The sequence below is a fragment of the Streptomyces sp. NBC_01092 genome (genome assembly GCF_045039535.1).
Taxonomy (GTDB): Bacteria; Actinomycetota; Actinomycetes; order Streptomycetales; family Streptomycetaceae; genus Streptomyces.
Genome location: NZ_CP108659.1, coordinates 7678201 through 7691606 on the forward strand (window position 1 = coordinate 7678201; position 13406 = coordinate 7691606).

Consider the following 13406-nt stretch of genomic DNA (forward strand, 5'->3'; position numbering starts at 1 on the left):
AGCAAAGACGGACACGGGTTCGACGAGTTTGCGACAAGGAGCAGGCACAGTGCAGCGCTGGCGTGGCTTGGAGGACATCCCCCAGGACTGGGGGCGCAGCGTCGTCACCATCGGCTCCTACGACGGAGTCCACCGCGGGCACCAGCTGATCCTCCGGCATGCCGTGGACCGGGCCCGTGAGCTGGGCGTCCCCGCCGTCGCCGTCACCTTCGACCCGCACCCCAGCGAGGTCGTCCGGCCCGGCAGCCACCCGCCCCTGCTCGCCCCGCACCACCGCCGCGCCGACCTCATGGCCGAGCTCGGCGTGGACGCGGTGCTGATCCTGCCCTTCACGACCGAGTTCTCGAAGCTCTCGCCGGCCGACTTCGTCGTCAAGGTCCTCGTCGACAAGCTGCACGCCAGGGCGGTCGTCGAGGGCCCGAACTTCCGCTTCGGGCACAAGGCCGCGGGGAATGTGGAATTCCTCGCCGAGCAGGGCAAGACGTACGACTTCGAGGTCGAGGTCGTCGATCTCTACGTCACCGGTGAGGCGGGCGGCGGGGAGCCGTTCTCCTCCACGCTGACCCGGCGCCTGGTCGCCGAGGGCGACGTCGAGGGCGCCGCCGAGATCCTGGGCCGCCCGCACCGCGTTGAGGGCGTCGTCGTGCGCGGGGCGCAGCGGGGCCGCGAGCTCGGCTTCCCGACCGCCAACGTCGAGACGCTGCCGCACACCGCCATCCCCGCCGACGGCGTCTACGCCGGCTGGCTGCACGCCCAGGGCGAGGTGATGCCGGCCGCGATCTCGGTCGGCACGAACCCGCAGTTCGACGGCACGGAGCGCACGGTGGAGGCGTACGCCATCGACCGGGTCGGGCTCGATCTGTACGGGCTGCATGTGGCGGTGGACTTCCTCGCCTATGTGCGCGGGCAGGAGAAGTTCGAGTCGCTGGACGCACTGCTGAAGGCGATGGCGAAGGACGTGCAGCGGTGCCGGGAACTGATCGGGGCCGCCGAGGCACCCGGGGTCGAGGGCGGCGGGATCGCCTAGCGCCTGAACCGGGCGACGCTTTCGGACACAGGCGAGAGGGCCGGCACCTTCATGGTGCCGGCCCTCTCGCCTTGTCGTGCTACTGCTGAGTCCAGCCGGGCGGTACGGAGCCCTGCTGCGGATCCTGCGCGGGGGCCTGCGGCGGCTGTTGCTGCTGCCAGCCCTGGCCCGGTGGCGGCTGCTGGGGCGCCTGACCCCAGCCCTGACCCGGCTGCGGGGCGCCGCCGGGCTGGGCGTAGGGCTGCTGGGGCTGCTGCTGCGGAGCGGGGTACCCCTGCTGCTGCGGCTGTTGCTGCTGCTGGTACTGCATGTTCGGGTTGCCGAAGCCCTGTTGCGTACGGGCGATGTCCTCGGCGATGAGGGCCGCGAGATCGAAGTAGGCCTCGCGGGTCTTGGGACGCATCATGTCGAGGTCCACCTCGGCGCCCGCCGAGAGGTGCTCGTCGAAGGGGATCACGACGACACCGCGGCAACGGGTCTCGAAGTGCGCCACGATGTCCTCGACCTTGATCATCTTGCCCGTTTCGCGGACACCCGAGATGACCGTGACCGATCGCTGGACGAGGTCCGCGAAGCCGTTCGCCGACAGCCAGTCGAGCGTCGTCGAGGCGCTGCTCGCACCGTCCACCGACGGCGTGGAGATGATGATGAGCTGGTCGGCGAGGTCCAGCACGCCGCGCATCGCGCTGTAGAGCAGACCGGTACCGGAGTCCGTGAGGATGATCGGGTACTGGCGGCCCAGCACGTCGAGCGCGCTGCGGTAGTCCTGGTCGTTGAACGTGGTGGAGACCGCCGGGTCCACGTCGTTGGCGATGATCTCCAGGCCCGAGGGCGCCTGCGAGGTGAAGCGGCGGATGTCCATGTAGCTGTTGAGCTGCGGGATCGCCTGGACCAGGTCACGGATGGTGGCACCGGTCTCGCGCCGCACGCGTCGGCCGAGCGTGCCGGCGTCCGGGTTGGCGTCGATCGCCAGGATCTTGTCCTGCCGCTCGGTGGCGAGGGTGGCGCCCAGCGACATGGTCGTCGTGGTCTTGCCGACGCCGCCCTTGAGGCTGATCACCGCGATCCGGTAGCAGGACATCACCGGCGTACGGATCAGACCGAGCTTGCGCTCCCGCTCCGCCTGCTCCTTCTTGGCGCCGAGCTTGAAGCGCGACGGGCCCTGGTTGTTCTTGCGGGCCTTCGGCTGGTTGCGCAGCAGCCGGTCGGAGGACAGCTCCACGGCGGCGTTGTAGCCGAGCGGGGTACCGGGCGCCGCTTGCTGCTGCTGCGGAGCACCGGGACCGGCCTGGGGGCCGGGCGGGGCGGTCCAGCCCTGGTTGCCGTAGGCGGCGGGGTTCTGCTGGGCGGGGGGCTGCTGCGGGGCCTGCTGCTGCTGCGGCTGAGGCTGCGGCGGCTGCTGGGCCGGGGGTTGTTGCTGCGTTGCCGGTTGCTGCTGCTGATCGGGCTGAGGGTAGCCGTAGCCGCCCTGCTGGGGTGGGTAGCCGTAGCCGGGCTGGGGTTGGGGCTGTGCCTGAGGCTGGGGCTGGGGTTGTGCCTGCGGCGGCTGCTGCTGCGGCTGCTGTTGCGGGTAGCCGTAGCCGTAGCCGTCGGGCTGGGGCTGCGGCTGAGGCTGCTGCGCCTGCTGGGGGTAGCCGTATCCGGCGGCCTGCGGGTGCGGGGCCTGCGCGTGCGGCGCCTGTGGGGGCTGCTGTGCCGCCTGACGCGGGTCGACCGGCGCGGGCTGTCCGGCCTGGGCGGGGTATCCGGCCTGCGCGGGATAGCCGGCCTGCGCGGGATAGCCGGGCTGAGGCTGAGCCGGGCCGAACCCGCCCTGGGCCGGGGCCTGGTGAGCGGGCTGACCGGTCTGGTCGGGGTGCGGCTGGGCCGGGGGCTGAGCCTGGGCGTGGGGCTGGGGCTGCGGCTGACCGGGCTGCTGCGCCTGCTGGGGGTAGCCGTAACCGGGGGCCTGACCGGCGGCCGCGGCAGCGGCGGCGGCCTGCGGGTCCGGGTGCCCTGCCTGCTGCGGTGCGCCATGAGGCGGCTGCGCGGGAACGAAGCCCTGGGGCAGCGGGGGGAGTCCCTGGTTGCCCTGCTGCGGCGGGGGGACCTGGCCGGTGGGCTGCGCCTGCGGTTGTGCTTGCGGCTGGGCCTGCGGCTGCGGCTGCGGTTCCTGGTTCTGTGCCGTGGGCGGGGTCGCGGGGGCGGGCGGCGTCGGGGCTGCCTGGACCTCCGGCTCCGCGGTCGCCGGCGCGGGCTCGGCGTCGGGCTGTGCGGGGGAGTCCGCGTCGGCCTGGACCTGCGTCGGCTCGTCGCTCTGCGCTGCGAACACGGACCCGGTGGAGTCACCCGTCTCCGTCTCGTCGGCGCGCTCCTCCTCCGGCTCGTCGTCATCGCCGCCGAACAGCCGGGCCGCCTCCGCGTCAGCCGCGGCGTGGTTCAGCTCGACCTCCGGCTGCGCCGCCACCGGCGGTACGGGGGTGGGCTCTTCGGGAGCGGGCGCCGCCGGTACACCGGCCGCCGGGGTGGCGGTCGGGGACGGGGCCGCGGCCTGGGCGTCCTCGTCGACCGGCCGCAGCACGGGGAAGCCGGGCGCGGCGGGCGGGACCGACGACTGCTGGGCGGGTGAGGGTGCGGGTGCCACCGGCGGTACGGGGGTGGGCGTTGCGGGTGCGGCGGGCGGCTGGGCAGGCGTGGGCTGCTGCGGGTAGCCGTATCCGCCGGACGCGTCCTGGCCGGGCTGGGGAATGCCGTATCCGCCGGAGGTGTCCTGTGCCGATTGCGGAACGCCGTAGCCGCCGGACGTGTCTTGGCCGGGCTGGGGAATGCCGTAGCCGCCGGAGGTGTCCTGTGCCGTCTGCGGAACGCCGTAGCCGCCGGACGTGTCTTGGCCGGGCTGGGGAATGCCGTAGCCGCCGGAGGTGTCCTGTGCCGACTGCGGAACGCCGAAGCCACCCGACGTGTCCTGGCCCGGCTGCGGCACGCCGAAACCGCCGGACGTGTCCTGGCCCGGCTGCGGCGCACCGGCCGGTCCCGGCTGCTGGGGGTAGCCGTATCCGCCGGCTGCGGGGGCGCCGCCCGTGGCGGACTGCTGCTGCGGGAAGCCGTAGCCACCCGTGGCCTGGCCCTGCTGGTTCGCGGGCGTGCCCTGGGCCGGGGTGTGCGGGGACGGCTGAACCGGCTGCGAGGGCTGGGCGGGCTGCTGCGACGGGACGCCGAAGGACTGGGGCTCCGGTGCGGGAGTCTGCGGCGCGGGACCCTGCGCGGGCACGCCGGGCGGCCCGGTGGGTGTGCCGACGGGTGATCCGGTCGGTGGTGGTGGCGCCTGGCCGGTGTCCTGTCCGCCCCCGGAGGAGCCACCCTGCGTGCTTTGGGCGTACCAGGCGGGAGGTGTGTAGACGATTTCGAACTCGCCGGTGAGATCCACCTCGTGATCGTCCCCGTCCGAGGAAGGGCTCCCGCCGTTGTACTCGGACCGATCCCTGTTCACTGCTTGCCTCCTGGTCAGCCACTGCTGCTGAGCTGGTCGTCGTCGCGGCCGGGCGGACCGAGTGGCGAGTCCCACGCGACTGCGATCGTCACCGCACCACCAGAAGCCTAATCACTCGCATGGCGGGACGGAAAAGCCCCCATGGGCGCGGACGCTATAGCTCAGGCTGCCGGGACGGAAGGGCCTCATGGGTGCGGGCGGAACGCCCCCTGGGCGCGGCGCAGTTCGCACGCGCGCCCGGCGACGACGACGGGTCAGTCCATACGGCGGGCCACACCGAGCAGGCCCGTCTCGGCATCGGTGGGCTCGGTCATGACGAACTTCTGGTGCTTGCGGGTGCACCACAGGGCGACCCCGTCGTGCAGCGTCGGCAGGTGCTGGAGCTGGTCCTCGGGGACACCGAGGGTGTCCCGGACGGCCTCGGTCTCGTACGGCGAGATGCGCTGGATGCCGACCAGATGGGCCTGCGCCAGCCAGCGCGGCGCGTGCTCGCTGACGAAGGGCAGCACCGTCACGACGGCCTGCCACGGCACGGACGTCACACGACCGCGAGGAGGACGAATGCCGCAGTCCCGGAACAACACGACCGGACTGGACACCGACGGCCCCTGCGCGGGCACCCGGCCCACCGGATACACCGTCACACACTGCTGGCCGCCGCCCGCCGCCTGGGCCAACTGCTGCCAGGCCTGCGGACGACCGGTCTCGACACCCACGCGCGCTCCCGTCGCGGCGGCGCGCAGCGCCAGCACCTGGGCGAGCCACAGGCCGCCCACGAGCACGACGTCGAAGGGGGTCGGACGGGACAGCCCGAGCACCGCCGGATGCGAGTCCGGGTCGGTGCCGATGATCACGCCGTCGTCACCGAGCGGCATGCTGATCGCGACGAGCTCGTCGGCGGTGACGACATGACGGTTGCGACGCGGGCCGCGCAGCCCGAACCCCGGGCTGAAGATACGGCGTTGCTGCTGCGGTGCATCCGGCTGCCGGATGATCGGGATCAGACCGGTGTCGGTGGGCGAGGCCACGTGCGCGGGCGGGCGTGCGGGGTTACGGCCCTGCTGTCCCGGGGGCATGGTCGGGGCGGGCTGGGACATCAGTACGTACCTCCGAGCGGCAAAGTGGCGAGGGCTCCGGGGACCTGCTCGCGGTCGAGGCGGACCAGGCCGACCTTCGAGGCACTCGCGGCCCGCTCCAACTCACGCCCCACCTGGCCGAGTTCACTGTCACCGCGGGCGGTGACACGGATGTGCCCGGTGAGCGAGACACCCCGGTTCCCGGCCTTGCTCAGGGTCATGCTGAACGTCGTGGCGAGCACCGGCAGCGAGGTGAACCGCGTCACCAGCTCGGGCAGTGCCGCACCGCCGCTGCCCAACTGCGGCCAGCGGGAGACCCAGTACGTCGTGTGGTACCGGTCGTCGACCCGCCAGTTCCGCACCGACTCGACCGTACGGCGCTGGGTGCGCCCGTCCTGTCCGTGCTGGGCGTTGGCGCGCGGGTTGAGGCAGCTGGACGTCGCCAGGGCCTGCATCAGCTCGGTCTCGTCCAGCAGGGTCGCCTTGAAACCGGCACCGGCCAGCCGGCTCGCCAACTGGTCGGCCACGCGCAGCAGTGCGCGCTGCGCGCCGGGAACACCGTCACCGCGAGCCTGCACCGCCTCCGGGCACAGCTCCGGGTCGAGCTTGAGGGCGACCCAGGTGAGCCGCAGCGCGGGAGAACCGGCCTGCGCCTGAAGGGGGCCGTACGACCGCGCGGCGAGCGACTGCTGCGGCAGGTGCGGAGCGGGCGCCGGCTGGGTGTGCTGCACGACCTGGGCGGAGGCGAGCCGGATCCCGTCGACCTCCAGGGCGTCCTGGACCAGCCGCAGCGGCAGTTGCCGTCCGGCGGCCCCGGGGCGCAGCGGCTGGTCGCCGGGCTGGACGAAGAGGACGGCGGTCAGGAAGGTGCCGTCGCCGATCATGCCGATCGAGCGGTCGTCACGGGAGACGAAGGAGTACGTCCGCAGCGCGGGGTCGCACTCCACGACGGGCACCAGCATCGCGTCGGTCCCGGGCGGGACGGGCATCTTGGCGTCGCGCCGGCGCTGCCTCAGCGCACGCGTCGTCTCGTACCACTCGGGCAGCGGACGGCGCCCGCGGCGCAGCACCGCCATCAGAAGCAGCAGCGCCGCCACGACGCCGGCCGGAACCAGCAGCCAGGAGGCGTCGGCGGCCCAGGCGACCACCATGACCGCGGCCGCGAGCTCCACCAGGATCAGCTGCTGCAGCCGCACCGGGCCGAGGCCGCCGGGACGGGGCAGCGTACGCGGCGAGGCGGCGGTGGGAGCGGCGGGTGCCGCCGACGTACGTCTGCCGCCCGGACCCCCCTGTTGCTGCTGTGCGCGGCGTCCGCGCCGGGTGCTCGTAGCGCTGCTCATCCCCCGGGACATCCCTTTCGCGAAGTAGTGGCCGTCGGTCGGGCGGGATCCGCTGTCCGGGATCCCGGCGACGGGCCAGGGGCATCGATGGCCCACAACATCCATGCGGGTGGCTCACGGTACCCGCTGCAGAACACCAGGCGACACAGGGGACACCCAAACCCCAGGTGGTCAGCCTGTCATGGACCGGCGCCGCTTGGTGGAGGGCTGTGGAGAAGCTCTGTGAAGATGCCGGGGCGGCCGCACACCTGATGGATCGTCGCCGCGTCGCGCAGTGCATAGTAGGTGCCTGCGTGGCCGTATCGGCCTTTTCGAGCGGGATCGAAGCATCACAAACGGGAGAAACGGGGACCATGGCAAAGCAGCGTCGGGATGAGCTCGCCGCCTACACCTTTGCTCGCAAGCGCACCGTCGCGGCGTTCCTGGCGCCGTCGCCGGGCGGCTCGGAGGAAGGCGCGCCGCGTCCGGTCCGTACGGTGATGCCCAGCCTTGCGGTGGGTGTGGTGCTGGTGATCGGCTTCATCGCCTGGGGCGTGATCAAGCCCACCGCGCCCAAGGGCTGGGACACGCCGGGCGAGTACATCATCGTCGACAGTGACTCCACGACGCGGTACGTGGTCCTCGATCCGGACCCGAAGGACAGCAAGGTGGAGAAGGTCCTCCACCCGGTCCTCAACTACGCCTCCGCCAAGCTCCTGCTCGACAAGGGCAAGGGCACCGTCCTCGAGGTCCCCGGCAAGGAGATCGACAAGAGCGGCATCCGGCACGGCGCGACGATCGGCATCCCGTACGCCCCCGACCGGCTGCCCTCCAAGGAGGACGCGGAGCAGGTGAAGAGCTGGGCGGTGTGCGAGCGCCCGGCGCCGGGTGAGGAGGGTGCCATCGACCGGGCCGTGTTCGTGTTCGACGCGGAGGACGCCAAGTCGCTCGGGAACTCCGGGAAGGTCGACCCGCTGGAGGCCTTGTACGTCACGGACACCAAGACCGAACGGAACTACCTGGTCGACGGCAGGGGCAACCTCTTCCTGATGGGCGACGAGTCGGGCCTCGACGACACCTCCATGGAGCAGATGCGTTCCGCCGTCATCGGCAGCAGCACCACGGCCAAGGCGCAGCCGGTGAGCCAGGAGTGGCTGAGCACCCTCAACCGGGGTGAGGACATCGTGTTCCCGACGGTCCCGAACGCCGGCGACGCGACCTCGGTCCAGGGACTTTCCGGCGTGACAACGGTCGGCCAGGTGCTCCGGGCACGGGACGCCCAGACCGACGAGTTCTACGTCGTCCTCAAGGACGAGGTCGCCTCCATCACGCCCTTCGTCGCCGCCCTGCTGGTCGCCCACGACGGGACCGCCCCCGTGAAGGCCAGTACGACGGACATCATCACGGCCAACGGCGGCCCGGCGGACAGCTTCTACAAGGACAAGGGCTGGCCCTTGATCGTTCCGAAGCAGGCCAACTCCGCGGCCACGGCCTCCGGCGAGGCCCGCACCACCTCGTGCAGCGTCTACAAGGGCGAGTTCGGCACGGACAGGAAGCCGCAGCTCGCCGCCTGGGCCGGGACGAACTATCCCAAGAAGGTCATCAGCGACTCGCTGAGTGCTTATGTCTCGTCCGGCTCGGGCCTCCTGTTCAAGGAGGTCACCGGTGCGGCCGCCGGCGGCGGCCGGACGTACCTGCTGACCGACACGGGCCTGAGGTACTCGCTGCCGTCGGGCCCCGACAGCGAGGCGGAGGGCAGCGGCTCCGGGGCGTCCTCGTCCTCGTCCTCGTCGGATGGTGTCTCGTCGCAGGGCGAGGCGAGCGAGACGGACAAGGCACGCACGAGGCTCGGCTACGAGGACCTCGCCAACCCCGCGATCGTGCCGCAGACGTGGGCGACGTTCATCCCGAAGGGCCCGACGCTGGACACGGCGAGCGCGGCGCAGCCGCAGAGCCAGTGACGTAAGCCCGACGAACCGGCCTCGCCCGGGAGCCCCTCAACGGGCCGACGGGCGAGGGCACTTGAAAGTAAGACGGTGCACGGGTCACAGGACGATCGCCCAAGTGTGTGAGCCGTGTAACTGATTCGCCTTGCCTGTGGTTGAGTGACAGGCTGACGATAGAGTGTTTGCAGCGCTCAAGCGCGCGAAGCTCTTCCGGGGACCGGAACACAGGTTTCCCGGATTAACGACGACATGGGGGAAGGTTCATCATGGCCGGCCAGTTCCGGGTAACAGAGGACGAACTCACCAAGCTCTCCGGTGACATCAGCACCGCGAACGGTCAGCTGCAGGGCGAGATCCGCCGCCTCAACGGAGTGATCGACCAGATCGCCGGCGGTTGGAAGGGCCAGGCGGCCCAGTCCTACCGCCAGCTGCAGGACCGTTGGAACGCTGACGCGAAGCGGATGAGCGACATCCTCAACGACATCAAGGAAGCCGTGGACTCCACGCGGAGCAACTACTCCGCGTCGGAAGAGCAGCAGAACTCCGAGATCAGCAAGATCATGTCCGACTTCGGCTGATCCAGCCGAGCGGAATCCGGCTGTTCCAGCCGATCCGGGACGACCAGGACCCATTGAACAGGTCGGGTCGACCCAGTCGATCTCCACAGACTTCCAACGATTCTTCCTGAAAGGGAATGACGATGTCGATCCTCGTCAATTACGCCACGATCACCAACGCGTCCACGGACGTGAAGTCGACCGCCGGCCGTATCAAGCAGCAGCTCGACGACCTCGAGGCCGCCGTCAAGCGCGTCGCCAACTCCTGGGAGGGTGAGGCGCAGGAGGGCTACCAGCGCAAGCAGCGCGAGTGGGACCAGACCGCCGCTGACCTGCACGCCACCCTGCTGAAGATCTCCACGGCGCTTCAGAGCGCCGCCGAGAACTACCAGTCCACCGAGAAGAGCAACGCCTCGACCTGGGGCTGAGCCCGTCGGCGACCCGAGGGACATGAGATGACGGGATTCGGCCCAGTGGACGCCACGGCGTTTGCTGGGCCGACCTCTGCTTCGGGGTCGTGCACAAACTCCGCGGGAGTGCACACGGCAAATCCCGCAAACATTCACACACATCGCCACACGTGTGACACCTACATGACTCAGCTTCGAAGGAAGCAGCCAGCAAGGGAAGCCCTGGGGGACCTGAACATGAGGGGCCTGAGCGTGAAGGGCCGAACGGCCCGTTCGCGTAGCCGCACCGGCCGCGACAGTGGAACCCGCGCACTGCAGCGGGTTTTCGGCGTGCTCGCGGTGACCGGGGTCTGTCTGGCTTCGGCGCCGCCGGCGGCACTGGCGGACTCGGCGGCCGCCGGTTCGGGCAGCAGCCCGGACTTCGGCCTGTCGGCCAGCACGGAATGCGTCTTCGGCGGCGACGTCATCAAGTCCACGCCCTGGTCGCTCCAGCGGATCCTCCTGGACCAGCTGTGGGGACAGGCGACGGGCAAGGACGTCAAGGTCGCCGTGATCGACACGGGCGTCGACAAGTCCAACGAACAACTGCGCAGGGCCGTGTCAGGCGGTAAGACCTTCGTCGACGGCCCAGCCACCAAGGACATCGAAGGCCACGGCACGCGCGTCGCGGGCATCATCGGCGCGCGCCCGCTCAAGGGCACGGGCTTCGTGGGCATCGCCCCGGACGCCGAGATCCTCTCCTACCGCTACACGGGCGGGGAGGAGAAGCAGGGCAACTCACGGACGATGTCCCAGGCGATCGCCGCCGCGGTCGCCGCGGGCGCGAAGATCATCAACATCTCGTCGGACACCGCGAACAAGGAAGACAACGACGAGCTGCGGGGCGCGGTCGAGGCGGCCGTCGCCGACGGCGCCCTGATCATCGCGGCGGCGGGCAACGACGGAGCCGACGGCAAGTCCGCGGACACCTACCCGGCCTCCTACCCCGGCGTCCTGGCGGTTGCAGCCTCCGACCGCAACGACGAACGCGCCTTCTTCTCACAGTCGGGCGACTTCGTGGACGTGGCGGCGCCCGGCGTCGGCATGGTCTCCACAGTCCCGACGGACGGCCAGTGCACGGCCGACGGCACGAGCTTCGCGGCGCCGTACGTCGCGGGCGTCGCGGCACTGCTGAAGGACAAGTACCCGGACTGGAACGCGGCCCAGATCGCCACGCGCATCGAGGAGACGGCCCAGCGACCGGGGCGGGGCCCGAACCGGTACATCGGCTGGGGCGTGGTCGACCCGGTCGCGGCGTTGTCGGACGGTTCGACACCGGGTACCACTCCTACGCCGGATCCGCCGGTTGCGGCTGGGGCGGGCGGGGTCGTACCGATGGCTGTGACGATGGGCGAGAGCGAGACGGAGCGGGAGCAGCGGGTCGCGATCTACGTACTGGGTACGGGACTTGCGCTGGCTCTTGTGGCTGCGGGGAGCGGGGTGGCTGTGCGGGACTGGCGTGGTCGGAGGAGTGGACGGTCTGGACGGGCCGCCGGGTAGTAGTCGTACAGGGCTATGACTTGGGCACCGAGTGGGTGCTGACAACTTGAGGAACAGGGGAGAGGACAACGGGGTATGAGTAACGGAATGCGGGTTGACCTGAGCGAGCTGGATGAGGTCATCCGGAAGCTCTGGCGACTGCTGGACGACATGGACAAGGCTGGCACCACGTCGAAGTACGACACGGCAATTCCGGACCATGCCTTCGGTCAGACTTCTGGAGAAGTTGTGTTCCAGGAGGCCGCGAATCTTCACGGGGCTCAGGCCGAAATGAAGACCAAGATCGAGGGCATCATCAAGAAGCTCCATGAGTTGATCGACGACTTCAGCACGAAAACCTCGAAGGTCCGGGACAGGTACAACAACGAGGAGGGTGAGATCAAGAAGAGCGTCGGGGGCGACTCGGGCGGATCTACCAAGGGCCAGCTGGCGACATAGTTGGGTTCCGGAAAGCACTGACGAGGGGAGTGGGCCATGGCCGATGCGGCATCGGAATACAGGGCAAGCCAGGACTACGCGGCAAACCAGGAAAAGCAAAGGCAGGCAGACCAGCAGAAGAATCATGACCGCCTCATTGAGTCCGACAAGGTCGGGCGCAATAACGTGCCCTTCAACCGCGCGACCGAGAACGGGCAGACGCCGTTCGTTGAGTACTCGGTCAACGGTTTGCGCAAGATGATCATGGATTCCAATCCCGGAAAAATTTCGGAGGTTGGAACCCACTGGAAAATGGTCCACAACATCCTGTCCGGTGGCGACGGTGACGGCGCGTCCGGCGGTGTGGACGAGGTTTCCGCGAAGGACAGCGTCGCGGGCATGTTGAAGAGCGCTGTCGACACCGTCCTTGAGCACTGGGAAGGCGAAGCGGCCCAGGCATTCAAGCGCAGGGCGGAGAACGTCGCTGTCCAGATTCGCAATGGGTCTGCACACGCCAACTTCACGGCGGAGCAACTCTTTGCGATCAGTAAGGACCTCGACGCCGCCAAGAGCAAGATGGCAGACATTCACGAACCGTCCAAGCTTGAGAGCGCGGGCGACAAAATGAATGACAACTCCAACCGCGATGACGGCCAGGCGCACAAGGACCTGGCTGCAGGCGTCAGCGCCGGCACCGTTGCCGAGGCGAACGAGAAGAACCTGTCGCTGGGGATGGAGCGTCGCCTGCAGGCCATGGCGGTGATGGAGGAGCTGGCCGCCAACTACAAGGTTTATGGGCAGAACCTGAAGAGCGGCGGTGGCGTAAGAGACGACGGCGGTATTGAGCCTCCGAACAACAACGTCTCGATGCCTCCTCCGATCTCGATGCCGGGATCGTCAGCTGGCGGACCCGGTGCGGCGCGTGCGGGCAACAAGCCGTGGAGCGCAGGTTCGACCGCCAGCATCAAGCCAGCTCCCACGGTGCCGCGTGACCAGGGCATCAAGGGAGGTACACAGCTCCCGACTACCAAGACAAACGTGGACAGCATCTCCCCGGGCCTGACGGGGACCGGCCCCACCCCGGGCTCTGTGGGCGTCAGCGGCAGTGGCGGTGGTCTCGGCACCGGCGGAGCGCAGAGCTCTGGCATCGTGGGTGGCGGAGTGCCCGGTCTCGGGGGCGGCGCTGCCGCACGCGGCGGGATCGGAGCCGCAGGCGGTCGTGGTGGTCTGGCTGGTGGCGGTGCGGCAGCAGGCCGTGGAGCCGGAGGCCGAGCCGGCATGGGCGGCATGGGTGGCGGCGCCGGAGCAGGTGCGGCCGGCCGAGGCGGTGCTGGCGCTGGCGGTCGTGGAGCTCTCGCGAAGTCCCGTGGCGGCGTGGTCGGTGCGGCCAAGGGGGTCACCGGAAAGGGCGCCGGTGGTGGTGCAGGCCTGCACGGCAGCCGCGGGGGAACGCAGCGCGGCGCTATGGCAGGCGGAGCCGGCGGCATGGGAGGCCGCGGCGGTCGACGGTCCGAGGATGAGAACAGCAGGGGCGACCGTCCCGACTACCTGGTCGAGGACGAAGAGACCTGGATCTCGGAAGAAGACCGCAACCGGAACGTGCCGCGGACCATCGAGTAGATAGGCAAGCGACCGGGCGCTGCTTC

At 70.1% G+C, this 13406-nt stretch carries 10 protein-coding genes; 7 read left to right on the forward strand and 3 right to left on the reverse strand.

Annotated features, from left to right (window positions below):
* Positions 1–49 precede the first annotated feature (49 nt).
* A complete protein-coding gene (locus OG254_RS34975; RefSeq protein WP_405589821.1) occupies positions 50–1027 on the forward strand; it encodes a bifunctional riboflavin kinase/FAD synthetase in 978 nt (325 codons plus the stop codon).
* A 79-nt stretch (positions 1028–1106) separates the two neighbouring features.
* Here the strand turns inward: OG254_RS34975 and OG254_RS34980 are convergent, their stop codons facing one another.
* The 3 genes from OG254_RS34980 to eccE all read right to left on the reverse strand — a co-directional run bounded on the left by OG254_RS34980 (position 1107) and on the right by eccE (position 6912).
* Positions 1107–4496, reverse strand: coding sequence for an SCO5717 family growth-regulating ATPase (locus tag OG254_RS34980; protein ID WP_405589823.1), 3390 nt, complete (start codon positions 4494–4496; stop codon positions 1107–1109).
* A gap of 254 nt (positions 4497–4750) precedes the next feature.
* Complete coding sequence (locus OG254_RS34985) at positions 4751–5593, reverse strand: hypothetical protein (RefSeq protein ID WP_405589825.1); 843 nt, start codon at positions 5591–5593, stop codon at positions 4751–4753.
* On the reverse strand, positions 5593–6912 hold the full coding sequence (gene eccE / locus OG254_RS34990) for a type VII secretion protein EccE (protein ID WP_405589827.1): 1320 nt from the start codon (positions 6910–6912) through the stop codon (positions 5593–5595). Before eccE ends, OG254_RS34985 begins: the two co-directional genes overlap by 1 nt.
* Before the next feature lie 353 nt (positions 6913–7265).
* On the opposite strand from eccE, the gene eccB reads away from it, so the two are divergent.
* The 6 genes from eccB (at position 7266) to OG254_RS35020 (ending at position 13380) form a co-directional block, all read left to right on the forward strand.
* Complete coding sequence (gene eccB / locus OG254_RS34995; protein ID WP_405589829.1) at positions 7266–8852, forward strand: type VII secretion protein EccB; 1587 nt, start codon at positions 7266–7268, stop codon at positions 8850–8852.
* Positions 8853–9103: 251 nt separating this feature from the next.
* Positions 9104–9415 (forward strand): WXG100 family type VII secretion target, encoded by a 312-nt coding sequence (locus OG254_RS35000; protein ID WP_147999007.1) that lies wholly within the window; start codon positions 9104–9106, stop codon positions 9413–9415.
* A 116-nt stretch (positions 9416–9531) separates the two neighbouring features.
* Complete coding sequence (locus tag OG254_RS35005) at positions 9532–9822, forward strand: WXG100 family type VII secretion target (RefSeq protein ID WP_405589831.1); 291 nt, start codon at positions 9532–9534, stop codon at positions 9820–9822.
* Positions 9823–10056: 234 nt separating this feature from the next.
* Positions 10057–11343 carry a type VII secretion-associated serine protease mycosin gene (gene mycP / locus OG254_RS35010; protein WP_405589833.1) on the forward strand — a complete coding sequence of 429 codons (1287 nt, stop codon included), beginning with the start codon at positions 10057–10059 and terminating at the stop codon, positions 11341–11343.
* A gap of 75 nt (positions 11344–11418) precedes the next feature.
* Positions 11419–11781: a hypothetical protein gene (locus OG254_RS35015; RefSeq protein WP_405589835.1), complete on the forward strand. Its 363-nt coding sequence runs from the start codon at positions 11419–11421 to the stop codon at positions 11779–11781.
* A gap of 36 nt (positions 11782–11817) precedes the next feature.
* Positions 11818–13380: a hypothetical protein gene (locus OG254_RS35020; protein ID WP_405589837.1), complete on the forward strand. Its 1563-nt coding sequence runs from the start codon at positions 11818–11820 to the stop codon at positions 13378–13380.
* Positions 13381–13406: the final 26 nt, after the last annotated feature.